This is a genomic window from Acidobacteriota bacterium (genome assembly GCA_016196035.1).
Classification (GTDB): domain Bacteria; phylum Acidobacteriota; class Blastocatellia; order RBC074; family RBC074; genus JACPYM01.
Genome location: JACPYM010000124.1, coordinates 1 through 25,542 on the forward strand (window position 1 = coordinate 1; position 25,542 = coordinate 25,542).

Here is a 25,542-nt window from a genome sequence, read left to right on the forward strand (position 1 = left end):
GGAACGCTTGCTCGCCCTGCAAAAACAGGATGAGGTCAGGGCCTCCGAATTGGTCGCCCGGCGCAAGCAACTGCTGGAAGTCGGCGTGATCGCCAAGCGTGAGGTCGAAGAGGGCGAAGTAATTTTGCAGGAAGCCAAAAAGAAAACCGCTGAGACCGAACAGCGCATGAATGAAGTCGAGCAACTGGTCGCCGAGGTTGCGGCTGCCGAACAACTCGCCAACCAGCCCGTCGAACAGGAGCCTGTCAATACGACGCAGCACAGAGTCATGTTAGTGCGCTACATTGGCCGTAATGTCTGGGCGCTCAATGAAACCTACGCCAAAGCCGAGGCGTTTTTCCGCGCGCGCTATGGCCGGTCGTTGCCGGTCAGCGCCTTTGGGCAAACCGAAACCCATAACCGGCTCGGCTTCGATCATACCAACGCGCTGGATGTCGCCGTGCATCCCGATACGCCGGAAGGGCTGGCGTTGCAGGCTTACCTGAAAGCGGAAGGCATTTCCTTCATCGCCATTCGCGGCGCGATTGCCGGTTCAGCCACGGGGGCGCACATTCACATCGGCGCGCCATCAAAACGGATTGGGCTGTAGGATTAGTCCCATGGCAAAAGAGCATGGAGTTCAGGCTTTAGCCTGTTTTGGAGATCTTCAAAACAGGCTAAAGCCTGAACTCCATGCTCTTTTGCCAATCTCTACTTCAGCACGCCAACTTTCAACTGCGAGCTCAGCTTGCCATAGCGATACAAGCGATGCGTCGCCTGCTGAAAATCCGCCTCGGTCGCGCGGTAAATATCCACGAACTTTTGCGGATTGCGGTCTACCAACGGGAACCAGGAACTTTGCACCTGCACCATCAGCCTATGCCCGGCTTTGAAAGTGTGGTGAACGTCCTGCGTGTTGAACTTCACTTCTGCCGGTTTGCCTGCCACAAAGGGTTCAGGTTTGCTGAAACTGTTGCGGTACTTGCCGCGCATCACTTCGGCCCGCACGAGCATTTGGAAGCCGCCCATTTTGACTTGGCTGCCAAGAGGGGAATTGTTCGGCGCGTCATCGGGGTAAACATCAATCACCTTAACAATGAAATCGGCATCCGTTCCGGTGGTCGAAACAAACAAATCCGCCGTGAGCGGCCCGGCCAGCGTGAGGTCTGTCGTCAGCGCCTCGGTTTGATAAACGAGCACGTCGGGGCGATTGGCGGTGAAGCGTTGGTCTTCGATCATGTACCCGGCATTGCGGGTGTTGCTGACCGTGGCCGTGTAGGGCACGGGCCGTTGCGGATCGCTCTGGTATTCGTCAAAGGCTTCTTTGGTTTCCGCCGGGGCGGTGAAGGCGAGCTTGCCGTTGGCCTGGAAATAGAGCGCTTGGATTTGCGCTTCTGCTGGCGGCCATTGCTTGAAACTCTTCCACTCATTCGCGCCGGTGCGGAAGGCCCAAACGTCGGCCTGTTCCGGCTGGCCTTTGTCCTTTAAGTTCGCGTTGAAAAACTTCAACTCGTGTGCGCGGAACCACTCGCCGGTCTTGGCTTCAAAACGGATGCTCCCCAGCGCGTCGCCCGGCCCGCGTCCCCAGCCGCCGTGTGACCAGGGGCCCATCACCAGCGTGTTTTGCGCGCCGGGATTGTTCTTTTCGATGGCGGCGTAAACGTGCAGCGGGCCGTAAAGGTCTTCGGCGTCAAACCAGCCACCGACGGTCATCACCGCAGGCTTGACGTTTTTCAGGTGCGGCAGCGGCGTGCGCGCCTGCCAGAATCCGTCGTAGTTGGGATGACTGAAAACATCGTTCCAATACTTGTTCTGGTCTTTCAGATACTGCGCTTTCAGCTTGGCCAGCGTGCCGTGGTTGAGGAAGAACTCATAGCCGTCGGGCACACCAAGGTTGAAATTCTTGAACTGATTCGGCGTCGGCGCCGGGCGCGGTAGGCCAAAGAACATAATGAAGTCGAAAGATTCAAACTGAAAGAACGCGCCATTATGATGATCGTCATCGCCCAACCAGACATCAGTCACAGGCGCTTGCGGCGAAACGGCCTTAATCGCCGGATGATCGGCCAGGATCGCCATCGTCGCGTAAAAGCCCGGATACGAGATGCCGTAAAAGCCCGCGCGCCCGTTGTTGTTCGGGATGTTTTTGACCAGCCAATCCACCGTGTCGTAGGTGTCGCTGGCTTCGTCAATGTCGGTCTTGGCTTTTTTCTTCGAGAGGTGCGGCCGCACGTCTTCAAACTCGCCTTCGGACATGAAGGTGCCGCGCACGTCCTGGTAAACGAAGATGTAGCCCTCTGGCATATAGGCGGCGGACGGGCCAATTGCGCCACGATACGCATCCGGCCCATAAGGCCCGGCACCGTAGGGCGTGCGTTGAATTAAGAACGGGTATTTTTGCGTGGCGTCTTTGGGCGCATAAACGACCGTGAAGAGTTTCTTGCCATCGCGCATCTGAATCTGATGCTCTGACTTGACGTAATTCGCTTTGACATCGAAGGCGGCATTCTGTGCGCGTGACGATGGCAGCAACGGGCTGAGACTGAGCGCCAACAAGCCTGCGCACAGGGCCAGCGCGAGCAATCGTGATAGTTTGATCATCCAATTCTTCTCCTCAAATAAATTCGGTCAGGCAAACGGCGGGCATTATAGCTTGCGGGAATGGCATGTACAGCAGCCGTGAAAACGCAGGTGTGCGTCAAAGTTTTGCGCAAGGCAGGCCGAGGCATCCATTGCCTCTGCCTGTAAACTGTGACGGACACCCTGAAAACGCTGGTTCATTGCTGCTGATTTCAGGCAGTGTTACCCTCGCCGGGTTAGGAACTCCCCCAACCACGACGAAAAAGGCAAAGCAAGCACACGAATTTTGGCGGGTTTCGCCGCCCTATGGTATGTTGCGCCGCTCAAGTAGTATTTTTGAAGCCGCCACGCGCGGCCCCATCCGTGCGCCGCAGTAACGCGCGCTTGATTGTTGAATCTTGGCGAACCGTTTTGGCGTATGGCGACGGTAGATTCGAGTTGACACGCAACGTAAGTCAGCCGGAGGAAAAGCATGAACACCCGTACTTGCAAAGCAACAAACCAGACTTCAATTGACGCTGGTTTCTTCAGCGCGACAGGCATGGTCTCAGCGCCTCATCCATAAGCTCCACTAAACGAAATAACCTAGCGCGCAATAAGCAGATGACCTAATCTTGCGCTTGTGCGTTGCCCGATGTGTGACCCGCAGTGATCGCTGCCATTCACCCCCCGAAGGAGAATCTATGAGAATCGGTCGTGTGCAATTAGGCCCAGGGGCCATCATTCTGGTTGTGCTCTTGATGCTCGGACTCGTTTACACCGGGCTGAAACAACTCGGCGTGCTCGACAAACTCAATCCAACCACATCTGAAAAAAGCTCAGCCGTGGTGCCCGACAAACGCGAGAAACTGGAAGAAATCTCGACCGCGTCGTTGCCGCCCTCCGCCGTCAAAGCGCCTGTGCGCACCAGCGACAACCCCGAAGTCACTATCGGTCTTTGGACGTGGCAGACCGAGAGCGGCATCATTGATGCGGTGGGCGGCCCCGGCAAATCGGGCGATCATCCCGACAGTTGTTTGAGTCAGGCGGGCATCACCAATACGCGGCTGGTCGTGCAAAACGACACCTCCGAACAGATCAAGGCGCTAGCCGCCGGGCAGATGCAACTGGTCACGACGACGGGCGATCAAGCCGCCGTGGACATCGCGGGCGCCAACAAATTGCTGCGCGGCAACAAAGCCAAAGTTGTTTGGTCGAGCGGGTATTCATTTGGCGAGGATTGCCTGATTGGCCCCGAATCGTGGAAGCGCGACCCGCAATTGTCGCGCGGTTCGGTCGTTGTGACCGCCGTGCCTTATTGCGATTGGAACGTGACGGTCAATTGGGCGGCTGACAACCAGATTCCGGTCAACCCCGACGAGCAGGTCTATGACCCTGAGGCGATCAACTTCGTCAACGCGACCGATCACATCGAAGCCGCGCAGAAATACGTTCAAAACGCCAAGGTCAGTTTGCGCAACCGCGCCACGGGCAAGAGCGAAGAGCACGCGATTGACGCCGTGGCGACGTGGACGCCGGGCGACGTGATGGCCGTCAAAGATCGCGCGACCGTCAATTACAAAGGCAAGACCGAGAAGGTGCAGAAGATCGTTTCGACCAAAGAGTACAGCTACATGATGCCGCACATCCTGTTCGGCAATGAGGACTGGCTGAATCAGCACCGCGATTACGTCAAGACCGTGCTGCGTTGCGTGGCGCGCTCGAACGAACGGATCAAGACGGACGAAGCCTATATGCGCGACCGCGTCTCGGCCCTCAACGCGCTGACCTTCAATATGGAAGGCAAAGGCCCGGCCTTCTGGAACAAGTATTTTAACGGCGTCGTCGAAGACGGCGTGCCGCTCGGTGGTTCACGCGTCAACAACATCGCCGAGGTGCGCCATCTGTTTGGCCTGGCGAACAATCAACCGGTCGGGCGCAGCATCTTCGGCATCACCTACACCGACCACGGCAAACGCTTGCAGAAGCTGTTGCCGGAACGCTTGCCGACGATTGTGCCGGTGGAACAAGTGGTGGATTTGAGCTTTATCAAAGAGATCACCGACGAACAGAGCGCCGCGCCCGTCTATCAAGCCAAGTTCGAAGGCCCGCAAAGCGGCGGCACCGTCGTCAAAGCGAATTATCAAATCAGCTTCGACAGCGGTTCGGCGAAACTCAAACCATCGGAGGTGCAAACGCTGCAAGAGATTCGCAGCCTGTTGATTCGCGCCTCCGACACCAAAGTTTCGCTGGAAGGCCACACTGACAACGTCGGCGACGCGGGAACCAACTTGCGGCTGTCACAAGAACGAGCTAAGTCGGTTTGGCAATGGCTGAAGGGTTCCGACCCAAGCGGCATCAACATTAATGAAAAGCGGCTCGAAGGCATCGAAGGTTATGGGCCATATCGCCCGTTGCCGAATAACCAGAACCGCGACGACAAAGAGAAAGCCGCGAACCGGCGCGTGGTGATTGTGTTGAAGTAAATGAAGCCTGTGCGTAATTCATAAAGCGCGCACTCCCTGGGTACGCACCGCTTCCAGCGTGCAGTCTCGGCGGTAGACGGTTACCTGCCGGAAGGAAGGTCGTAATCGCCGAGACTGCACGCTGGAAGCGGTGCGTACCCAGGGCGCGTTACTGGCCTTGATTTCAAAGGACCTTTATTCGTACAGGCTTCAAGTAAATGCAGGCTGGGAGCGACCAGCGTCGCTCCCACACCCTCAACCTGATTGAGTATTTATGGAAAACGTAACGGCAAAACCAGTGCGAGTTGAGGCCCCAAATTCATTCGGCGAAATCGTGCGCGTTTACGGCAACGTGGGCGCGTTCGTGCGCTCGAACCTGATGCTGGTTTGGATTGCGCTGGTCGTCTTGCTTTGGTTTCTCAATCCGATCAAGGCGTTGCCGAACCCCGGCGAAGTGGTGCAGGCGTTCAAACATATGTGGAACGCCAGCGGGAGTTCGGGGCTGGTTTACAACGTGTATGTGACCTTGAAGCTGAATGTCGTGGGGTTGTTTTACTCGTCTATCATCTCGCTGCTGGTTGCGTACCTGAGCGTCATTCCGCTGTTTCAGCCGTTCAACAAGCTGGTGCAATGGCTGCGCTACATTCCCATCGTGGGCTTCAACCTGGTTTTTCTGACGCTGTTCACGATTGGCTGGCCGATGAAGGTGGCGATGCTGACGACCGGGATGACCTTCTTTCTGGTGACCAGCATGACTGGTGTGGTCGCAGCGATTCCGCGCATGCGTTACGAGTTGGCCAAGGTGCTGGGCTACAACGATTGGCAGGTCTTTCATAGCGTGGTGATGCGCCCGACCCTGCCCCAGATGATCGAGATGATCGCGCAAAACGCGGCCATCGGCTGGGTGATGATCACGGCGATTGAGACGTATAACCGCACCGAAGGCGGCATCGGCAGTCAGATTTACGCGTACTCTTCGACCAACCAATTGGCAGAGGTTTACGCCTACTTGCTGATCATCGGCGTGATTGCTGTGTTGGAAGATTGGTTTTTTGTGTTGCTGAAACGCGTGCTGTTCCCGCACAGTTTGCTGGCCGAGCGAGCCTGAGAGAAGACGAGATTATGAGCGATCACTCAACCATTGCCGGGCCGCTCGCTGGCCCGGCCAAAATGCTGGAAAATTTATTGCTGGTTGAACACGTCAGCAAAGAGTTTCCCATGAATGACGGTACAACCTTCGCCGCGCTGCGCGACTTCACGCTCACGATTCAAAACATCGAGGCCAAGCCGCAGATCGTCAGCTTGCTGGGGCCGTCAGGCGCGGGCAAAACGACGGCACTGCGCATCATTGCGGCGCTCGACCGTCCGACCAGCGGGCAGGTGTTGATCACGAATGGCGACGGCCAGGCCATGCGTCCGGTGCAGGTCGGCGATGTGGGCGTGGTCTTTCAGCGCTATCCGCTTTTTGACGATTTGAATGTGCTCAACAACCTGATCGAACCGGCGGTGCGCTCCGGGCAGTCGAGTGAAGCTGCGAAGTCAAAAGCCTTGCGCTATCTGGATGAATTCGGGATGGTCAAACAGGGACTGGCGTGGCCGTTGCAACTTTCCGGCGGGCAGCGGCAGCGCGTTGCGATCATGCAGCAATTGATGCTGGAGCGGCACTTCATCATTCTGGATGAACCGTTCTCAGGCCTCGATCCAGTCAACATCATCAACGTCATTAACATGATTGGCCGCATCGCCCACGAACACACGCTGAATACGTTCATCATCATCACGCACGATGTGACTTCGGCGCTGGCGATTTCCGACCACGTTTACTTGCTGGGGCGCGAACGCAATGCCCAGGGTGAATTGCTGCCCGGTTCGCGCGTGATGAAAGAGTATGATTTGATCGCCGAAGGGCTGGCCTATCGCCCCGACATCGAAGATTTGCCGCGCTTCGCCGAGTTGCGCAAAGAAATCAAGCTGGTTGAATTCCCGAAACTGTGAAGGAAGTAGACAGTAGTCAGTAGACAGTAGTCAGCATCTGTAAACCCTGAACTCTTGCTGACCCATCGTTACTCACTTCTACCGACTACTGACTACTGACTACTGACTACTTTTCTTATGGCTGACGAAGAGATCAATTACACCAAAGAAGTATTGGCCCACGACTGGAACCTCGGCTTTATCGGCGTGATGGCCTTTCTGATGCTCGTGGTCAATTTCTGGGGCTTTCTGCCGTTGCTGCTGGCGGGCGAAATCGGCGCGTTGTTTCTGGCGCAGCATCCGCGTGTGCAACGCATCATTCGCGCGCGTTTGAACAAAGATCAGTTGCTGGAAATGGTGAGCGCCGAAGATCAGATCGTCAATGCCTTGCCGCCAGGGTATCAGGATGATTTTCGCTCCTTGCGCAATCTGTGCGAAGAGATTGAACGGCGCGCGGGCGAGTTGGGCGAGGGCGGCACAACCGCCCTGCTGGCGGGCATCGTGAATAAGCTGGCGGCCTTTCGCTTCGATTATGCGCGGATGCTCAGAGCGCACCACCTGCTGTCGCAGCGCAATTACCAGAATATCGAAACGCAATTGAGCCGCGATATTACGCAAGCCGAACAGGCCGTGGGCCGCGAACAGTCAGCGCAAGTACGCCACGCGTTGGCGCAAAACCTGCACGTCTTGCAACAACGGCTGGGCCGCGTGCGCAAGCTAGGCGAATTGGTGCGGCTGCTCGAAGCACGCTTGCAGGTGATTCGCAATTCATTGCGGCTGGTGCAGGATGAGGTTTACACCTTCACCGATGTGGCGAGCATTTCCGGCTTGGTGGATAGCCTGTTGACCAACTTGAGCATTAGCGACGAATTCCGTTCAACCTACGAGGACGTGTTGAATGCCGAAGCGGGCGTCGTCAATTTGCCGGGACTGGAATTGCCCGCCTTTGGCGACGGCGTCGCGTCAATGCCACAAGAGGAACCGCATGCGGAATCGGACGTCACGCCGCCGCCCCGGCCACGCCAGCGTGCGGGCCGCGTCCGGTAACGGAAATTTGCAATCAGCACTTCAAATTCTGGAAGAGGAACCGTTATGCCTAACCCGAAACAATCGTCAGGCCCGCGCAGTTCAGAGGACATTCTGCGCGAGATGGAAGAGATGGCCGACAGCGTGGGCGCTGTGTCGGATGCTCCCGCTGCGGGCAAATCCGGCGGCGGGTTCAAATCGCTGCTCGACTTTTTCATCAAGATTGAGCCTGATGCCGCCGCGCCCAGTGCCGCACCCGCCCGGCCAATGGCTATGCCAATGACGCCGGGAGCAAACGCGCCACATACCGGTGGCCGCGTCGCCGATCTGGTCGCGGGCGAACCCAAGCCGAAATTCAAAGCCCCCGCCGCTGGTGGGAATCTGGCCGAACAGCCCTTGGAAGCGATCTATAGAGACGCGGGCTTGGGCGATTCGCCGTGCAGTGTGGATGAATTGGCGAAATTGCTGGAGAACCCCGCCCTCGCCAATCAGCCGCTCAACGTCAAAGTCATCGCGGTCAATCTGGCGTTATCCGCCAAAGGCGTCAGCCACGAAGTCCCGATTGCCGATGCCGTGCGTCGTGATCGCGCGCTGGATGCGTTCCAGGCGATGCTGGATGAACGCGCCCGCGCCACCGAGCAGCGCAACAGCGCGCAGGTGCGGCAAATTGCCCAAGAGGTCGAAGAGTTTTTGAAACGCAAGCAGGCCGAGATGGACGCGCTGCGCACAGAGATCAGCGAGGTCAAACGGCAGGCGCTGGAATTTTCGGTGCGCCGCGAGACCGAAGAGCAACGGCTGGCCAATTTGATCAGCCCCTTTCTGGAAGGGCAGACGAATCCGGTCACGATTGGCAACGCGCCAATGGCTAATCCGCCAGCGCCCAAGCCGGCGGATGCGAAATCCACGCAACCTTTGCCTGGCGGCAGACCGACAAAATAGCGCCTATGACGGACAGCAATATCACCGACATCAGTGAAAGATTGCGGGCGCGGCGGTTGCCCACGGCCAACATTCGCGCCGAAGATTTGGTGGCCGAGATTGAAAGGCTGATGGGCGACCAGTTGATTACCATCTTTTACCGCGATGCAATTCGCCCCTTGCGCACGCGCAGTTATGCTTTGAATGCGCCCAGCAAGACGGTGCCAGTTGAAATCCTGCACACCTTGCTTGGCATCGAATTGAAAATCGGCAAACGGCGCTTATTGTGCCCCGATCTGGCGACGGCGCGCTATTTGGCGGTCTTTGCCAAGCTGGGTGTCGGCGAGGTCGCCGTGCCCTATGACATCACGCAAATTTCGCGGCTGGCCGATGCGCTGGAATCCTCTTGGTTCCGCATGTTGACGCTGACCGAACATTTGACCGTTGAACGCAGCAGCCGGTTGCGCTCACGTGTGTTTGCGTTGCTGGTCGCCGGGCAGCGGCAACAAGTGCTTGCACTGGGCGCTGGGCCGGCGATTCCGCAGTTCATTCAAACGACCAAACAGCGCGGGCAGCGTGGTTGATAAAGGTTGAGCGCTTCAACCTAAACTTGGAATTTGGAATTGGAAAGGGAAGGTGCAGGTGTATGAAACGTCTTTGGGTTTTCGCAATTCTCATGGTTGGCGCTGGGCTGGCCGTCTTCTTGAATCTGGGTCTGAGCCAAGTGGCTGCGCAACGCCGGCAAGCGCCGCCCGCCGCTAGGACAACGACTCCGCCCACGCCCACGCCGCAGCCCTCCACGGCAGGCATTCCGATTTATGAGTCGTCGGCTTCCTCCTCCCATTCTTCATCGAGCACAAAATCCACCGCGCCAACCAAACCTGTCAACGGACAGCGGCGGCAGCTCTCGCCGCTCGACCAGTTGCGGGTGGGCGGCTTTAACCTGGTGGCGCTCGACGGCACGGAAGTCCCGATTGAGAAATTGCTGATGGCGGGCCATCCGACCTTGATCCAATTTTGGCAGACGCGCTGCGAACAGAGCCATGCGCAGATTGCCTATATGAATGATGTGGCGGAACGGTATCGCCAACGCGGCCTGGTCATGTTGGCGTTGACGATTGATAACCCGCTGCAACGCCGTGAAGTCGGTGCCTTTGTGCGTCAGGAGCGCATGAACTACCCAGTCTATTTTGCGCCGTCCAACCTTTACCGGTTGATGAGCGGCGGCGCGACCGGGACGCCGCAAACCTACATTTTCAGCCGCGAAGGCCGCATCGCCAGCCGCTTGATTGGCTGGGAGCCAAAGCGCTGGCGTCCGGCGCTGGAAGCTGCCCTGGAAGCAACGTATTAAAGCGGGAGTGCGAATTGGGTTGTTGCTGCTGCGCCCGAGGCGTTGGTTGCCAGCCTGTTTGGCGGCACGCTATGATGCGTGCGGTTGCGAATCTGCAACCAACGAGATCAACATAAAGGCACATGCTTACTATGCAGCATTTCCATTTTTCCGCGCGCTCCTATGCCCTTTCGATTTTGATTTTGGCCAACGTCCTCGGACAGCTTGGCTGCCAGCAATCAAGTGCGCCCCCTGCGCCAGTCAACCAACCATTGGCGGTTGCGGAACCCAGCCCTTCACCAACGGCAACCGCACCAAGCCCCGCGCCCGAAGCGGTGTCTGTCCCGGCAATCACTCCCGCAAGCGTGGCCGTGCCCGCTGCGGCGCCTGCGCCTGCGGTAGCGAACCCAACCAAAGTAACCGACCTAACCCAAGGCAAAGATTTCGACCTGTCCATGCTGGATTCCTCAAAGGTCAAGCTGTCGAAACTGTTGGGGCGGCGCAAGGTGCTGGTGATTAACTTCTGGGCGACATGGTGTGGCCCCTGCCGCCGCGAAATCCCTGATCTGGTCGCTTTGCAGAAGACCTATCAGAGTAACAAAGATGTTGAAATCATCGGCCTGACCGTGGAAGACCCGGTGCAAGCCCGCGAGGTCGTCAAAGAGTTTTCAAAGCAGTTTGAGATCAACTACAAGCTAGGGTTTTCTCCCACGCCGATGTTTATGGCCTTCAATGGCACTGATCCGCGCGGGCCGATTCCACAGACCTTCATCATCGGCAAAAACGGTCAATTGTTGGAGCACATCAAAGGCATGCGCCCCGCGTTTAAGGAATACATTCAACAAGCGGTTGACCTGGCGTTGCGGACGTAGACGAGATGCTGTGACCCTGGTTGATCAGCCAAAGGCCTTTGGTGGATGTTTTGAGGACTTCGCAAAAGCCCTGTTGGTTGCTCTGGCCCAAGTGCAGAGCCGTTCGCATACGCCTCAGTCGTATGTTATAACCGCGCTTCAAATCGAGCCGAGTGTTTTGCACTTACCGCCCCGCCTGAAAATCCAAACTGGAAAAATTCCGGAAAACGAATTGGAGGCAATTATTTTTATGCGTAAATCGCACCGCACATTACTTTCCTTTTTAGGCGCCGCCTTGCTCGCCGCGTGTTGCGGCGGGGTCGCAGCCGTCAATGCCTGGCAACAAAAGCAGCAGGAAACCAAACCCAAACCTACGCCCGCCACGACTGAAGACGAACCCGTAGCCATCACCAAGAAAACACCTACGCCCGAAGCCGTGCCCACGCCGCGCGTGCCCGGCCCGGATGAGTTCAGCAACTTCCGTTATCCGGTCATCAACAGCAAAGGCGAGATCGCTTTCATCGGGTTGTTTACCGCGCCCGGCACGCCACAGGGTTACGGGCAAGCTGTTTTCCAGCGCAGTGCCGAAGGTGTCTGGAAGTTTACGCGCGAGGGCGAAAAGATCACCAACCTGGCCGATGAACTTACGGGGATCACCAATCTGGCCATCAACGAGGCCGGTGAATTGACCTTTGTCGGCACTCTGGCGGGCAAAGCTCCTTTGCCGCAGGTTTCGTCTTCGCTGGACGTGGCGCAGTATGTGGGGCGGGGCCAAGGGCTGTTTTACAAAACGGCGGCGGGCTTGAAAATGCTGCTGCGACTGGGCGAAGAGGTGCCGAATATGCCGTCGTTTTTCAGCGGCATCGCCAATTCCTCTTCGAATACCAAAGGCGTCACCGCCTTCATCGGCACCTATACAGACCCGGATGGAAAGGGATTGTTTATTCACGAGCAGGGCAAACTCAATTTGATTGCCCGCAGCGGACAGAAGATCGGCAATGGCGAAGAAGGCGTCTTCTCTGAGCATTACTATCCGTCGCATATCAATGAACGCGGCGAAATCGCCTGGTTCTCGCGCGTCGGCAGTGGCGGCGGCATCTTTGTACTGCGGCCCAAAGGCATCGAATTGATTGCGTTTCAGGGCCGGCCCACGGCGGTCAAAGAGGCTAACTACATCGGGTTCGGCCAACGCGCGCCGGACATCAATGACAACGGCGATGTGGTGTTCTCAGCCTTCTTCGACGGCCCGAACAATGGGCGCGGGCTGTTTTTGAAAAAAGCCAATGGCCCCGTCGAAATGATTTATCGCAGCGGCGAGACGATTCCGGGGACGAATTACAACTTCTTCGATTTCTCATCGCCGATGATCAACAACCGCGGCGAGATCGCCTTTGTCGGCCAATTTCCGGGTCGTTCACGCGGCTTGTTTATCAAGACGGCCAAAGGGTTGGAAACCGTGACGCTGACCGATCAAAAACTGCCGGGCGGGCGACCGGACGAAATCTTCAACAACTTTGTGCAGATGTCATTCAATGACAGATCCCAACTGGTGTTTTACGGCCAGTATCGCAACGCCGAGGTAGGCGTCTTCATCAAGGATGAAAAAGGGTTGCGCGCACTGGCCCGGCGCGGCGATAAGATGCCGCCGCTGAAATGAGTGCGTTGGCAAGCCCGTTCTCATTCAAATGCTAAGCAAGGCTGAGCGCTTAAAAAAGCGCTCAGCCTTTTCTTCTGTGTTGCCTGGTTGAACTCGCAATTTCTCAATTGCCTTCGCGTTGTTATAATCCCGCGCCGCTGGCAACCCCACCAATAAATGATCCGCACTATGCGTGCGTTTGAGGAGCGACTCGTTGATGAGTGTTGAACAAACTCAGGTGTTATTAGTCGAAGACGATCCGTCGGCGGCGGAAATCATCATCGCGCTCATTGCTGATGTGGATGATGTTTTTCGTGTTGAGTGGTGCGACACGCTGGAAGCAGGCTTGGCGCGGCTGGCACGAGGGGGAATTGATCTGGTGCTGCTGGATTTCGGCTTGCCCGACAGCCAGGGGCTGGAAACCTTTTTGCGGGTGTATCGTCAGGCCCCGCAACTCGCCATCGTCCCGCTTACCGCCACGGGCGATGAAGAATTGGCGTTGCGCGCCATCAAGCTGGGCGCGGAAGATTATCTGTTCAAAGCCGGCATCAGCAAACAACTGTTGGTGCGCGCCATGCGCTACGCCGTGGCGCGCAAACGTGTCGAAGAGGAATTGCGGCGCGCCCACGCCGACCTGGAACGCCGCGTCGAAGAGCGCACCGCCGAGTTGCGGTTGCTGTCCCAGCGGTTGGTGCAGGTGCAGGAAGCCGAGCGCCGCAACATCGCGCATGAATTGCACGATGAAGTCGGGCAGGTATTGACTGGCTTGAAACTGATCTTGGAAATGTCTTCGCGGCTGCCCGCCGAAGCTGCCAAGGCGCAACTGCCCGACGCCCAGGCGCTGGTCAACGACCTGATGAACAAGGTGCGCAACCTCTCGCTTGATTTGCGCCCGCCGATGCTCGACGACCTGGGGTTGTTGCACGCCTTGCTTTGGCATTTCGACCGTTACACCACACAGACCGGCATCCGTGTGCACTTCGTTCATCCGGGCTTGGCGGCGGGCCAGCGCTTCCCACCAGAATTGGAAATCGCCGCCTATCGCATTGTGCAAGAGGCGCTGACCAACGTGGCGCGCTATGCCCAGGTCCATGAAGTTGAAGTGCGCGTGTCCGCCGATGCCGAAGGGCTGGATGTCGAAGTCAAAGATCGCGGCAAAGGGTTTGATGTCGAAGCCAAGCTGGCCGCCGCGAGTTCAATCGGACTGGCGGGTATGCGCGAACGCGCGCGCTTGCTCGGCGGCAAATTTTCCGTTGTTTCCAAATTGGGAGCGGGGACTACGGTGACCGCCGAATTGCCCTTGAGCGATGCTGACGCAGCGGCCTCCCGCACAAGCCAACACTAGAGGAATGAAAAAACAATGCCGACGATTGTGTTAGCCGATGATCACCATATTGTGCGCCAGGGCCTGCGCGCCCTACTCGAAAGCGAGCCTAACTTCCGCCTGGTGGGCGAAACCGGCGATGGCCTGGAAGCCGTGCGCATGGTCGAGAAGTTGCAACCGCAAGTGCTGATCACCGACGTCATGATGCCGGGGTTGAACGGCCTGGAAGTCACGCGCCAGGTACACAAGGCCGCGCCGCAGACGCGCATCATCATCCTTTCGATGCACGCCAACGACGCCTATGTGGTCGAAGCGTTGAAGAATGGCGCGGTCGGTTACGTGCTCAAAGATTCGCAAGCCTCTGATCTGGTGCAAGCCGTCAAAGAAGTCGCGGCGGGCCGCCGCTATCTGAGTCCGCCACTGTCTGAACGCGAGATTGAACTCTACGTCAAGAAAGTCGAACACGCGCCCGATGACCCCTATGAATCGCTGACCAGCCGCGAACGCGAAGTGTTGCAGATGGTTGCCGAAGGCCGCACGAGCGCCGAAATTGCCGACCGGCTTTTCATCAGCCCGCGCACCGCCGAAGGGCATCGCGCCAACGTGCTGCGCAAACTCGGCCTGCAAAACCACACTGATCTGGTGCGCTTCGCCCTGAAGCGCGGCATCTTGCCGATGGATTGACCTGTCCAGCTTCGGCGCGCGACTGCACCGGCATTCTCAACCGCGCCTCAAATGAACCCAGGCAAAACTTTGACAATTCCCCGGCCTTGCCTATACTGCACGCGTTCAGCAACCAAACGATTTTCAGCAGCTACCTGGTCAAGGTCGTCGGCCCCAACGGTGCAGGCAGGAAAGATTTCAGCGCCACCTCTCATATCCAAGCGTAGCTTGAAATGATTTTTCATGTGCTCTGTGGTTGGCTTGGCAAACGCGTGTTTTGCCGGTCTGCCGCAAAGCGTGGTCTATATAGGCCAAGGCAGGTACTCATGCTTAATGTATGTCTCTTCGGCAAGCTCAGTGTATGCCGGGATGCCAAGCCACTGGCGAGTTTTGAGGCCGGGAAGTTACAGGAACTTTTCGGTTATTTGTTGTTGCATCGGCATGCGCCCCAGCCGCGCGAAACACTGGCGGAATTGTTTTGGCCCGCGCAGCCAGCGGCGCATGCACGCAAACATCTACGCCAGGCCCTCTGGCATCTGCAAAGCAGTTTGCGGCACGGCCTGGGGGCGGGCCAGCCGGAATTGCCCGAGTTCTTGGAAGTGGACGCGGATTGGGTGCAGATTACGCGCGCCAGTGACTTGTGGGTGGATGCACTCGCGTTTGAAGAGGTTTTTTCGCAAGTGCGGGACGTGGCCGGAAACCTGCTCAGCCCCGCACAGGCGGCGTCCATCAAACAAGCCGTCGAATGGTATCAAGACGATTTGCTGATCAATTGTTATGAAGACTGGTGTCTATTTGAACGGGAACGCTTGCGCCACAACCTGCTGACCATGCTCGATAAGCTGATGGTGTATTGCGGACAAGCGCGGCGCTTTGAAGAAGGCATCACCTATGGCGAACGCATTCTGACGTGTGACCAGGCCCGCGAACACACGCATCGGGAGTTGATGCGTCTGCATTATCTGGCGGGCGACCGCACCGCCGCCTTGCGGCAGTATCGCCATTGCGAACAGATTTTGTGGACGGAGTTGGGCGTCAAACCAGCCCGCCACACCAGCCAAGTCTACGAACAAGTTTGCGCCGATTGCCTCGAAATTGCGACCACACCGCCCAAACCCGCCAACGCAAATGACACATCCACTACCCAACCTATGTTGGAATTGCTTACCCATTTCCAAGGCCTTTGCCAGGCCTTTGCCGCGCTCAATCACACGCTCGCGCACGAATTGAAAGAACTCGAAATCCGGTTGCGGGAACGCCATTAAAACGAAGCCAGCTTGCCAATTTGGCCTTTCATTCAACTGACCACGCGATTGGATCAGGCTTGTTGTGACAAGTGCCAGGCGACTGCCTGGAAACGTGCTGCGTAACGAGTGCGGCGAACCCGCTGTCAGTTCGCTTTTGATAAATGCTTGCTTGCATGCGTGCGCTGCTTGGCACAAGTAGCGCAACCCGCCGAGGTTGCGCGGCTTCGTGAGCTACAGGCCTGGCACTGTGGTTCGGCTGATGAAACCGTGCAACCTCGGCGGGTTGCGTTACGCCGCCTCTATCTCATTTTGTTCTCTGAGCGGCCTTTTCGCAAAAATGTCCCGCCATCAAATAATATTTTGCCAGCCTCGGCATTTTAGACGGCTGCGAGACGCTGCGCAGACGGATAGCAAACACCCTCCTGTTATTCATCACAATGCGCCAAAACAAAGCTGAGTCCGACAGTGTGGCGCGCGCACTGAGGTCGCGATTGGGCCAGCCCAAGACCTGGGTTGGTATGGTTGCCTGGGGGTGAGTGTTTATGGATTCGGGCGAGTCTTCGATTCATTCCTTCATCGTCAGGCTCTGGCTCGAAACGCCCGTTGGCGCAGCCGGTGAAGCGCAGTGGCGCGGACGCATCGTTCACGTTCCCAGTGGTGCTTCGCGGTACTTTGATGATCTGCAGGAAATGCTGGGCTTCATCCGGGCTTATCAGATGACCACGCCGCCCCCCGGCAGCCCCGCCGCTCCGGCGGCGACAGCATTGCGCGCGGAACCCTGGTGGCGGCGCTGGTGGCGCGGGCGGGGCTGAGCCAAGAGAACCGAAAACATTGAACGGAGAAATGTGTAGTGGGGACTTATCACGCGATTGCGGCCACCAGCAAAGCCATCATCGAATCGTTGCGCCACGCCTGTCCGCGCCCCGAATTTGAGAGCGCCGCGTTTGAGTTGTACCAGTCCAGCAATTTTCAAAGCCCCATGACCGAGGGGGTTTCGCTGTATCTATATCGCGTCGGCACCAGTTTGCGCCGCAACCTGCCGCCGCGCGTCGGCCCCTTTGGCGAACAATACCGCCCGCCGCTGCCGCTTGATCTTTATTACTTGTTGACCGCGTGGGGGCGGACGGCGGAACGGCAACAGTTTTTGCTGGGTTGGGCGATGAGCGAAATGAACGATACGCCGATCTTGCCGGCCACCGTGTTGAACCATTATTTGCAAGCGCCGGAGGGCGATGTCTTTCACGCCGACGAAGAGATCACACTCACCTTTGAACCGCTCACGTTGCAGGACATGGCGAATCTCTGGGAACCGTTGAAGCCCAATTTGCAGGCTTCGGCCAATTACGTCGTGCGCATGGTGGCGCTCGATTCGCGCGTGCGGGTGAATGAATTCGCGCCCGTGCAAACGCGCGAGTTCGCTTATGTGAACGGAGGGCGGGCATGAGCCTGGCCGTGTTGTTGCCCGAGTTGCGCGAGTTGGAACGGCAGACCATGACCGCGCCACTCGGCTTGCGTTTTCGCGACAATGCCACTGGCGCAGTGGTCAACGAAGGGCTGAGTGTTTCGGCCTGGGCCGTCGCGCAACCGGCCAGCCGACGCACGGCGCGCGCCAGTTACTCCGGCGTTTATCACCTCGCCAATTTGCCGGGCTTGCGCGCCGCCGAACAGGGGCGCGGCGATGACGCTTTTTGGCAAGCCGTCACCACGCAGCCTTTCATGGTTGAAGTCGTTGACCAGTGGGAACGCTTTCTGCCCTTTCGCTTTGAACTGGCCGCTCCACGACGCGGCGTTTATGCGGGCGAAGACTTGCTGACGGATTCGCCGCCGCAACAGCCGCCGGGCATTCCGTTGTTTTCCGCCGCCACACGCGGCGTGCCGTCGGCGCTGGCGGTGGCGCGCGCCACCTTGTTCGATCCGCTCAACCAGCGTCCGGCGGCGTGGGCCTTGATTGAGTTGCAATTTGGTGGACGGCTATTGGCGCGCAGTTTCGCCGATGCGCAAGGGCAGGTGACCTTGCTCTTTCCGTATCCTGATTTGCAAACCAATCCGTTGATCGCGCCCGCTTCGCCGCCGTTGAGCGGGCCGTCGCTGCGGAACCAGCAGTGGACATTGCAATGGCGCGCGCGCTATGAACGTTTGCCGGCAGTCGCCCCCGTGCCCGGCGCTCTGGCGTTGCCCGATGGCCGCGCGCTGCTGGCGCAACAGCCCGCGCAATTGTGGGCGGACGCGGCGCGCACACAGGCGTTTGCTGGCACGGCGTTGAAATTCGGCGAGGCGGTCATTGCACGCTCGCGCGACTTTACCCACGATCCGCTCAGGGGCGAACCCCTGCCATCATTGTTGATTACTCCGGGTTGATTACTCCGGCGCCCTGATGTTGTTGGGCGGCGCAGCCCGCAAAGTCCAAATAGGAGGAAGTGAAATGCCAGAGTATTTAGCTCCCGGTGTTTATGTCGAGGAAGTTTCCTTCCGTTCCAAATCCATCGAAGGCGTGAGCACCACGACCACCGGTTTCGTGGGGCCGACGCGCTATGGCCCGACCGATTTGGAGCCTGAAATCATCACCAGCCTGGCCGCCTTCGAGCAGGTGTATGGCGACCGCCAGCAACTCAAATTCGGCGCGAGCGACACGGCGCTCAACCCGCAGCACAATTACATGTGGCACGCGGTGCGCGGATTTTTTGAGAATGGCGGGCGGCGTTTGTATGTCTCGCGCGTGTTCAATGCGCGGGGCAGCGGTGATGACGGGCGCGCCCACGGCAGCCTGGGCAGCAGCGGCAATGCCGTCACGTTCAAAGCGCGTTTTGCCGGCGCGGCGGGCAAGATGCGCGTGAGCGTCCGCGCCAGCCTGGGTCAAAACGTGTTTGGCGAAGACCCGGACAATCCGGGCGCGGGCCGCGTCGTCGCGTTGCTCGAACACGATGTCGTTTGGATCAGCGATGTGCAAAGCCCGGTCACCAGCCCGCCCGGCGGCGGCAATCTCTATTTGGTCAGCCGCGACACGCAAGGCTGGGCCTTCAAAAACGGCACGACGACCCTGCGCGTGAGCGATCTGCAACCGCTGGATGATCAAGTGCGCGCCGTCACGTTGAGCGTCACCGTGACGCCCAGCGACCCTGAACAGTTACCCGCCGTGTGGAGCGAGTTGCCGCCTGATCCGCAGCACGAACGCGCGGGCGCGCGAGATGGTTTCGCCGAACGTTTTGCCGAAGAGCCAGCCAATCGGGCGTTGAAACGTTCGCTGCCCATCGTGGTCGTGTTGGACACGGCGCTGGATGACGGCCTCAAAGTATTGGACGCGCTATTCGGCACCAGCAACTTGCTCAATACCTGGGACACTGCCGGAGCCGCCACGGACACGGGGCGCTTGGATGCGTTGGCTAAAACCTACAGCGTCAGCGTCAATCTGGATGGCGGCAATGATGGCCAGCGGCCCGATGCGGGCGCGTATGAAGGCGAATATATCGCCGCCAAAAAGGTGAAGACCGGCCTGATGGCTTTTGAGGATTTGGAAGACATCTCGATTGTCGCCGCGCCAGGCGCGACCTTCGGTTTGGAAAACGGCTATCGCGCCGATGCGATGACGATCACCAGCAAACTGATTTCGCACGCCGAACGCATGCGCTATCGCATCGCCGTGCTCGACAGCGGCGACGGCCAAAGCGTCGGCCAGGTGCGTGCCCTGCGCGCGCGCTTCGATTCCAAATACGCCGCGCTCTATTACCCCTGGGTGCGCGTGCTCGATCCGGTCACGCGGCGCGAAATCAATTTGCCGCCGAGCGGCTTTGTGGCGGGCATCTATGCGCGCAACGACACCGAACGCGCGGTCTATAAAGCTCCGGCGAATGAGGTCGTGAGCCTCGCCATCGGCTTCGAGGCCATGCTCAGCAAAGGCGAGCAGGAAGTGCTCAATCCCGAAGGCGTCAACTGCTTCCGCTTTTTTGAAGGGCGCGGTTTTCGGCTCTGGGGCGCGCGCACAATCAGTTCCGATCCCGAATGGAAGTACGTCAACCTGCGGCGCTATTTCGCCTATCTCGAACGCTCGATTGATCGCGGCACGCAGTGGGCCGTGTTCGAGCCGAACGGCGACGCGCTCTGGGCCAACGTGCGCCGCACCATCGAAGATTTCATGCTCAACGAATGGATGAACGGCGCGCTGCTGGGCGACCGGCCCGAAAAGGCTTTCTTCGTCAAATGCGACCGTTCGACGATGTCGCAAAACGATCTGGACAACGGGCGGCTGGTCTGTCTGATCGGCGTGGCGGCGCTGCGGCCCGCCGAATTCGTCATCTTCCGCATCGGCCAGTGGACGGCGGATCGCAAGGTGTGACGTCGCCTGGCGACACGCTGAAACGAGAAAAAGATGCTGGATGCTGGATGCTAGATGCTAGCGGCCACCCACCAGCATCTAGCATCCAGCATCTTTCCGAAGGAGCAACGCAATGGCTGAATTACGCAAAGATCGTCCGTATGTGCAGTTCAACTTTTTAGTAGACCTGGGCAATGGCGACACCGAAGGCCCGGATGCCGGCTTTCAGGAAATCAGTGGCATCGGCATGGAAGTGACGGTCGCCGAATACCGCACCGGCAACGCGCGCGAAAACAGCGTCAAGAAAATCACCGGCCTCAACAAAGCGACCGATGTGACGTTCAAACGCGGCGTGATCGGTTCGCTGGCGCTCTATAACTGGCTCAACGAGATTCGCAACGGCGATCAGAACCAGCGCCGCACCGTCACCATCCATCTGCAAAACGAAGATCACACCCTGAACGTGATGACCTGGGTGCTCAAGGATGCGCGCATCATCAAACACACCAGCGGCCCGCTCAATGCCAAAGGCACCGACGTCGCGATGGAAGAAATGGTGCTCGCTTATGAGCGGTTGGAAATGAAGTAGCTCTTTTTGGAGTGCGGCGGCTCGACGCCGCTTTTGAATGGCCGCAGCAAGAATAATCATTGGCGGTTTGTATTGCCGTGGCTGTTCTGCTCTTTCAGCGCGCGAAACGCCATAGGCATAACAAAGCGGCGTCGAGCATCACAGCATTGGCGCACTCCAAAGGCTGCGCCAAAGTACGGAGCAAATTCCGATGACTATCTCGACCGTGCGCCGCTTACCCGGATTCCGTTTTGAGCCGCGCGCGCCGCAATTGACCGAAGCCTTGCCGCGTATGGACGTGGCGATTCTGGTCGGCTTCGCGGCGGCAGGCCCGCTCGACGTGCCGGTGGCGGTCGAAGATTTCGCGCAATTCACGGCGGTCTTCGGCGGACGATTGCCGCTGGCCTGGGATGCGGCGCACGGCACGCAGGTGCACGCCTATCTGGCCCCGACGGTGAAAGCGTTCTTTGACAACGGCGGGCGGCGCTGTTGGGTGATTCGCGTTGCGGGCGAAGATGCGCGGCGCAATTTTTTCCCGCTGCCGGGCCTGGCCGCAGCCACGTTTGACGCGCACGGCAACCTGCAAAGTGTTCAACCTGCCTATGCCCGCGCCCGTGCGGTCGGCAGTTGGTCGGATGGCTTGCGCGTCAGCGCCACACTATTGAGCACGCGGTTCAACGCGGCGTCGCTGGTCTGGCCAGCGTTGCAACTCGAATTGGAAGCGGACGCTGCCAGCGTGCAAGCGGGCGATCTGTTGCGACTGACATTTGCGGATGCGGATTTGGTCGCATTTCTGGAAGTGCAAACGGTCGAGGTCTTGCCGCGCTCGACAGCGGCAGAACGCGCCAAGGTGCGCATCACAGGCGGGCAGGTGCTGTGGGGCCGCACCAGTTTGGCAGACAGTCCGCCGCTGGCAACGCACGCCGGCCAGGCGGTTTTATACGACCCGGCCAGCAATGACGCGGAGTTGCCGCAACGGCAGACGACCGGGCGGCGCGAATATACGCCAGTCTTGAGTAACGCGCCCGTCGCCGCCGAATTGCTTGAAGATGCCACGGACACAGGCCGGTTCACTGTCGCGTTGCAACTGCCCTTGGCCGCGCTGCCCGCGCCAGGTTCATTGCTGCGGCTGGAATTTGGCGGTGAGCAATTGTTGCTGGTGGTGGCTGACACGCGGGTTATTGATACAAAGGACTCGCCGCCACAGACGGCCACGTGCGTGAGCGGGCCGGGGTTGTGGTTGTTGTCTGCCGCGCCCGCTACTGCGCCAGGGCCGCTGACGGCGGTCGAAAGTTTAACGCTGGAACTGTGGGCGCAAACGGAAGCCGCTGATGCGCAACGGCTCGGCGATTTGGGCTTGACCGCCGGGAGTGCGCGCGCTTGGGGCGCGTTGCCCACCGATGAGCAGCTTTATCAAAACCCGCTTTCGCCCTTTGAACGCCAGCGCGTCGAGACGGCTTTTGACAACGAACGGCTCGCAGCCTGGCGCACGCAGGATCAACGGCGCTTTCCGCTGGCCGGGCACAGTACTGCGGCGTCATTTACCTTCCCGCTCGCGGCGCTCGTGACGCCGCAATGGTATTTGCCCGCACTCAAACGCCACGATCTGGCGCTCGAACGCGACGGCCTCGCGCACTTTGACGCGACGCTGTTTCTGGATCGGGACATCACCGAAACGGGCGTGCACAACCTGCTCAACCAGGCCGATCAGTTGCGCTATTTGAATCCCGTGCCGCGCGCCTTGCGCGGCTTGCACGCGGCGCTGGGTTTCGGTGACTCGACGCTGGTTGAAGAGGCCACGTTGATCGCCGTGCCCGATGCAGTGCATCGCGCCTGGGATAAACGGGTTGAACCAGCTTTGCCGCAACCGTTGCCGCCCGTGCCGGAACCAGCGCCTGCCGCCCAACCGCTCTTCCAACAATGCGACCAGCAGACGTTGCCCGCGCCCACGGCGTTGACCGTCACGCACGCATTGGCGCAAAACGTTTTTACGCTCACCTGGCAAGCCGCTGCGGCGGCGCGCAGCTTTAGCGTGCAAGAAGCCACGCGCCCCGATTACAGCGACGCCGTCACGCTCTGGCAAGGCGCAGAAACGCAACTGACTATCACGGATCGCACGCCCGGCGATTATTTCTATCGCGTGCGCGCCAGCGATGACTGCCGTGAAAGCGGCTGGTCAATCGGCGTCGCGGTGCGCGTGCCCGTGGCGAATGAATTTGAATTGGTTCCCGCAAGCGCGTTCAAGCCGGACACCTTGCTGGCGGTGCAACGTGCGTTGTTGCGGATGTGCGCGGCGCGCGGTGATTTGCTGGCGGTGCTGGCGCTGCCCGAACAGTTCGATACACCGGCGGCGCTGAGCTATCAGGCCTTGCTCAATCCGGCGGGCGCGGCTCCGGCGTTCACGCTGGATTTCGGCGGCGTGCACAAACTGAGTCTGCCGTTGGATGCCGGTGAAATGCGCGCGTTGAGTTATGCCGCGCTCTATCACCCCTGGCCGTTCGTGCAAACCACCACGCAGCCCGTTGCTATCCCGCCCGATGGTCTGGCGTGCGGCGTACTGGCGGCGCGCGCGCTGAATCGCGGGGCCTGGATCGCCCCCGCCAATGAATTGTTGCGCGGCGTGGTCGCGTTGACACCGCCCATTGCGCGCGCGCAGTGGCTGGATTGGCAGAGCGCGCAACTCAATCTCTTGCGCCAGGAAGCGCGCGGCTTTGTCGTGCTCAGCGCCGACACCCTGAGCCGCGACGAAGACCTGCGGCCCATCGGCGTGCGGCGTTTGCTGATGCTGTTGCGGCGGCTGGCGCAACGTTTGGGCGCGCGCTACGTTTTCGAGCCGAATGACGAAAGCTTTCGGCGCGCGGTGCAACGCGGCTTCACGGTGCTGCTGGATGATCTGTTCGCGCGCGGCGCATTTGCGGGCGATACACCGGCGACGGCCTATCAAGTCGTGGCCGACAGCGCGCTCAATGCTTTGCAGCAGGAACAAGGGCGCTTCACGGTCGAACTCAAAGTGGCGCCCTCGTTGCCGCTGACCTTTTTGACGTTGCGGGTTATTCAAACCGGCGACCGCACGCGCGTGATCGAAACCGGCGCGGCGATTCGCTGAAGGCTGACGTTGTGAACTGCCACAGAGGCACAGAGCCACAGAGCGAAAGTGAGGGCCTCTTTTAGCGATTTGCACTTGTGTGCGACCCGGCAAGTTGTAGGGCAGGTTTTCAACCTGCCTTACGCTGGTAGCGCGCGCGGGCCTGATCGCACACAACAGCAAACCGCTATATGTCTCAGGCATTTTCTTAGTGCCTCTGTGGCAGCCTTGGTAGGAGATGGATAGGGCAGATGGCAAACACCGCCAATGAAAGCACTGTGTATCCCTTCACCGCGTTCAATTTCGCGGTCGAAATCAACGTGCCCGACGTTTCGTCAAAAGTGTGCAGCGCGGCCTTTGCCGAATGCGACGGTTTAGAGATGACGCAGGATGTGAAGACGATTCGCGAGGGCGGCAACAACGGCAGACAGATTCGCCTGAGTGGCCCGGTTAGTTACGGCACGCTGACGCTCAAACGCGGGATGACGGACAACTTCGATTTGTGGATGTGGTTCAACCGCGTGCTGACGCAACCCGCGTTGCGCGCCGATGCCGAAGTCGTCTTGCTCGCGCCCGATGGCCGCACCGAACGCGCGCGCTTTGTGCTGTCGCGCTGTCTGCCCATCAAGCTCAAAGCGCCGCCCTTCAATGCCAAAGAAGGCATGGTCGCGATTGAAGAGATGCAACTGGCTTATGAAATGCTGACGTTCAAACTGCCCGCATAAGGGAGCGCTGCCATGCCTGAATCAGTGAATTTACAAAAAGCCCAGCTTACCGAAATCGAATTCCTGCCCAACGGCAATGTGCGCGATGGCCAGAAAAAGGTGACGGTGCAGTTCAATCCTGAAACCCTCAAGCTCAGCTTCGCCAACCAGGTCGTTGAGGCGAGTAGCGCCAGTGGCAGCAACCAGCAAAGCTCTGGCGCAGGCAGTCAGAGCGCGGGCACGGCGGGCCGTCAATTCGTCGGCGCGGGCACGACCAAGCTGGCCTTGCAACTCTGGTTCGACGTCACCGCGCCGCAGCCGGAAGGCGGTGTCTCGAATGCGCCCAGCGCGAAAGGGCAAGTGGACGACGTGCGCAAGCTGACGCAAGAGGTCGTGTTTTTCATCACGCCCAAACAGTCGCCGCAAAAGCCGGCTGAGTATTCACCGCCGGGCGTGCGGTTCAGTTGGGGGTCGCTGATTTTTGAGGGCGTGCTGGATTCGCTCGAAGAGTCGCTCGAATTCTTTTCCAGCGAGGGCAAGCCGTTGCGCGCCAGCATGTCGCTCAACCTCTCGCAACAAAAGATTCTGAGCACCAACTTCGGCGCTAATCCCGCGCCGGACGGGGGCGCATTAGCAGGCACGCAACCGCTGACCACGGCGGCGGCAGGCGCTACGTTGCAAGGACTCGCCGCCCGCGCGGGCCTGGGCGACAACTGGCAAGCCATCGCCGCCGCGAATGGCATCGAGAACCCGCGCCAGTTGCAACCAGGGCAACTGGTCAATCTGAACGTGGGGCTTTGACGCACGGCATTGCTGGTGCGGTACCGCGCGCGTGAGCAAGCGGTGATAGCGCTGCTACGCCATTTGATACGAGTTAGCACACCGCTTGCTCACGCGCGCGGTA

22 protein-coding genes are annotated in these 25,542 nt (G+C 59.0%); 21 read left to right on the forward strand and 1 reads right to left on the reverse strand.

Translation table 11 applies throughout. From position 1 onward, the window contains the following. Positions 1-589 (forward strand): hypothetical protein (locus tag HY011_34545; GenBank protein ID MBI3428073.1); only part of this gene is annotated, 589 nt, incomplete at its 5' end. A 101-nt stretch (positions 590-690) separates the two neighbouring features. Here HY011_34545 and HY011_34550 read toward each other — a convergent pair. Continuing rightward, positions 691-2,580, reverse strand: a complete 1,890-nt coding sequence (locus HY011_34550; GenBank protein ID MBI3428074.1) for a CocE/NonD family hydrolase — start codon at positions 2,578-2,580, stop codon at positions 691-693. A gap of 662 nt (positions 2,581-3,242) precedes the next feature. Here HY011_34550 and HY011_34555 point away from each other — a divergent pair. From HY011_34555 to HY011_34650, 20 genes are all read left to right on the forward strand, one after another. Continuing rightward, positions 3,243-5,024 carry an OmpA family protein gene (locus tag HY011_34555; protein ID MBI3428075.1) on the forward strand — a complete coding sequence of 594 codons (1,782 nt, stop codon included), beginning with the start codon at positions 3,243-3,245 and terminating at the stop codon, positions 5,022-5,024. 253 nt (positions 5,025-5,277) lie between these two features. Then, a complete protein-coding gene (locus tag HY011_34560; GenBank protein ID MBI3428076.1) occupies positions 5,278-6,111 on the forward strand; it encodes an ABC transporter permease subunit in 834 nt (277 codons plus the stop codon). 14 nt (positions 6,112-6,125) lie between these two features. Beyond that, positions 6,126-6,998, forward strand: coding sequence for an ABC transporter ATP-binding protein (locus tag HY011_34565; GenBank protein MBI3428077.1), 873 nt, complete (start codon positions 6,126-6,128; stop codon positions 6,996-6,998). Between the two features lie 117 nt (positions 6,999-7,115). Further along, positions 7,116-8,024, forward strand: a complete 909-nt coding sequence (locus tag HY011_34570) for a hypothetical protein (protein ID MBI3428078.1) — start codon at positions 7,116-7,118, stop codon at positions 8,022-8,024. Between the two features lie 45 nt (positions 8,025-8,069). Further along, entirely contained in the window at positions 8,070-8,942 is an 873-nt protein-coding gene (locus tag HY011_34575) for a hypothetical protein (GenBank protein MBI3428079.1), read from the forward strand. A 5-nt stretch (positions 8,943-8,947) separates the two neighbouring features. Then, on the forward strand, positions 8,948-9,505 hold the full coding sequence (locus tag HY011_34580) for a hypothetical protein (protein ID MBI3428080.1): 558 nt from the start codon (positions 8,948-8,950) through the stop codon (positions 9,503-9,505). Positions 9,506-9,567: 62 nt separating this feature from the next. Continuing rightward, the gene (locus HY011_34585) at positions 9,568-10,272 is read left to right on the forward strand and encodes a TlpA family protein disulfide reductase (GenBank protein MBI3428081.1); all 705 of its coding nucleotides are present in this window, start codon (positions 9,568-9,570) and stop codon (positions 10,270-10,272) included. 131 nt (positions 10,273-10,403) lie between these two features. Further along, positions 10,404-11,123, forward strand: a complete 720-nt coding sequence (locus tag HY011_34590) for a TlpA family protein disulfide reductase (protein MBI3428082.1) — start codon at positions 10,404-10,406, stop codon at positions 11,121-11,123. A 229-nt stretch (positions 11,124-11,352) separates the two neighbouring features. Then, the gene (locus HY011_34595; protein MBI3428083.1) at positions 11,353-12,759 is read left to right on the forward strand and encodes a hypothetical protein; all 1,407 of its coding nucleotides are present in this window, start codon (positions 11,353-11,355) and stop codon (positions 12,757-12,759) included. Positions 12,760-12,955: 196 nt separating this feature from the next. Continuing rightward, positions 12,956-14,083: a response regulator gene (locus HY011_34600; protein ID MBI3428084.1), complete on the forward strand. Its 1,128-nt coding sequence runs from the start codon at positions 12,956-12,958 to the stop codon at positions 14,081-14,083. A 15-nt stretch (positions 14,084-14,098) separates the two neighbouring features. Beyond that, the gene (locus HY011_34605; protein MBI3428085.1) at positions 14,099-14,746 is read left to right on the forward strand and encodes a response regulator transcription factor; all 648 of its coding nucleotides are present in this window, start codon (positions 14,099-14,101) and stop codon (positions 14,744-14,746) included. 305 nt (positions 14,747-15,051) lie between these two features. Continuing rightward, a complete protein-coding gene (locus tag HY011_34610; protein MBI3428086.1) occupies positions 15,052-15,990 on the forward strand; it encodes a hypothetical protein in 939 nt (312 codons plus the stop codon). Between the two features lie 524 nt (positions 15,991-16,514). Beyond that, a complete protein-coding gene (locus tag HY011_34615) occupies positions 16,515-16,784 on the forward strand; it encodes a hypothetical protein (protein MBI3428087.1) in 270 nt (89 codons plus the stop codon). A gap of 38 nt (positions 16,785-16,822) precedes the next feature. Further along, positions 16,823-17,416 carry a DUF4255 domain-containing protein gene (locus tag HY011_34620; protein MBI3428088.1) on the forward strand — a complete coding sequence of 198 codons (594 nt, stop codon included), beginning with the start codon at positions 16,823-16,825 and terminating at the stop codon, positions 17,414-17,416. Then, entirely contained in the window at positions 17,413-18,330 is a 918-nt protein-coding gene (locus tag HY011_34625) for a hypothetical protein (GenBank protein MBI3428089.1), read from the forward strand. Before HY011_34620 ends, HY011_34625 begins: the two co-directional genes overlap by 4 nt. A gap of 64 nt (positions 18,331-18,394) precedes the next feature. Continuing rightward, positions 18,395-20,302, forward strand: coding sequence for a phage tail sheath subtilisin-like domain-containing protein (locus HY011_34630; GenBank protein MBI3428090.1), 1,908 nt, complete (start codon positions 18,395-18,397; stop codon positions 20,300-20,302). 112 nt (positions 20,303-20,414) lie between these two features. Beyond that, positions 20,415-20,870: a phage tail protein gene (locus tag HY011_34635; protein MBI3428091.1), complete on the forward strand. Its 456-nt coding sequence runs from the start codon at positions 20,415-20,417 to the stop codon at positions 20,868-20,870. A 190-nt stretch (positions 20,871-21,060) separates the two neighbouring features. Then, complete coding sequence (locus HY011_34640) at positions 21,061-23,955, forward strand: hypothetical protein (GenBank protein MBI3428092.1); 2,895 nt, start codon at positions 21,061-21,063, stop codon at positions 23,953-23,955. A gap of 230 nt (positions 23,956-24,185) precedes the next feature. Continuing rightward, complete coding sequence (locus HY011_34645) at positions 24,186-24,659, forward strand: phage tail protein (GenBank protein ID MBI3428093.1); 474 nt, start codon at positions 24,186-24,188, stop codon at positions 24,657-24,659. Between the two features lie 12 nt (positions 24,660-24,671). Then, the gene (locus HY011_34650; GenBank protein ID MBI3428094.1) at positions 24,672-25,439 is read left to right on the forward strand and encodes a LysM peptidoglycan-binding domain-containing protein; all 768 of its coding nucleotides are present in this window, start codon (positions 24,672-24,674) and stop codon (positions 25,437-25,439) included. Positions 25,440-25,542 lie beyond the last annotated feature (103 nt).

Bases quoted from the DNA above. Each gene is read 5' to 3' on its own strand.
- HY011_34550 (MBI3428074.1), bottom strand. From the start codon at position 2,580: ATGATCAAACTATCACGATTGCTCGCGCTGGCCCTGTGCGCAGGCTTG.
- HY011_34555 (MBI3428075.1), top strand. From the start codon at position 3,243: ATGAGAATCGGTCGTGTGCAATTAGGCCCAGGGGCCATCATTCTGGTT.
- HY011_34560 (MBI3428076.1), top strand. From the start codon at position 5,278: ATGGAAAACGTAACGGCAAAACCAGTGCGAGTTGAGGCCCCAAATTCA.
- HY011_34565 (MBI3428077.1), top strand. From the start codon at position 6,126: ATGAGCGATCACTCAACCATTGCCGGGCCGCTCGCTGGCCCGGCCAAA.
- HY011_34570 (MBI3428078.1), top strand. From the start codon at position 7,116: ATGGCTGACGAAGAGATCAATTACACCAAAGAAGTATTGGCCCACGAC.
- HY011_34575 (MBI3428079.1), top strand. From the start codon at position 8,070: ATGCCTAACCCGAAACAATCGTCAGGCCCGCGCAGTTCAGAGGACATT.
- HY011_34580 (MBI3428080.1), top strand. From the start codon at position 8,948: ATGACGGACAGCAATATCACCGACATCAGTGAAAGATTGCGGGCGCGG.
- HY011_34585 (MBI3428081.1), top strand. From the start codon at position 9,568: ATGAAACGTCTTTGGGTTTTCGCAATTCTCATGGTTGGCGCTGGGCTG.
- HY011_34590 (MBI3428082.1), top strand. From the start codon at position 10,404: ATGCAGCATTTCCATTTTTCCGCGCGCTCCTATGCCCTTTCGATTTTG.
- HY011_34595 (MBI3428083.1), top strand. From the start codon at position 11,353: ATGCGTAAATCGCACCGCACATTACTTTCCTTTTTAGGCGCCGCCTTG.
- HY011_34600 (MBI3428084.1), top strand. From the start codon at position 12,956: ATGAGTGTTGAACAAACTCAGGTGTTATTAGTCGAAGACGATCCGTCG.
- HY011_34605 (MBI3428085.1), top strand. From the start codon at position 14,099: ATGCCGACGATTGTGTTAGCCGATGATCACCATATTGTGCGCCAGGGC.
- HY011_34610 (MBI3428086.1), top strand. From the start codon at position 15,052: ATGCTTAATGTATGTCTCTTCGGCAAGCTCAGTGTATGCCGGGATGCC.
- HY011_34615 (MBI3428087.1), top strand. From the start codon at position 16,515: ATGGATTCGGGCGAGTCTTCGATTCATTCCTTCATCGTCAGGCTCTGG.
- HY011_34625 (MBI3428089.1), top strand. From the start codon at position 17,413: ATGAGCCTGGCCGTGTTGTTGCCCGAGTTGCGCGAGTTGGAACGGCAG.
- HY011_34630 (MBI3428090.1), top strand. From the start codon at position 18,395: ATGCCAGAGTATTTAGCTCCCGGTGTTTATGTCGAGGAAGTTTCCTTC.
- HY011_34635 (MBI3428091.1), top strand. From the start codon at position 20,415: ATGGCTGAATTACGCAAAGATCGTCCGTATGTGCAGTTCAACTTTTTA.
- HY011_34640 (MBI3428092.1), top strand. From the start codon at position 21,061: ATGACTATCTCGACCGTGCGCCGCTTACCCGGATTCCGTTTTGAGCCG.
- HY011_34645 (MBI3428093.1), top strand. From the start codon at position 24,186: ATGGCAAACACCGCCAATGAAAGCACTGTGTATCCCTTCACCGCGTTC.
- HY011_34650 (MBI3428094.1), top strand. From the start codon at position 24,672: ATGCCTGAATCAGTGAATTTACAAAAAGCCCAGCTTACCGAAATCGAA.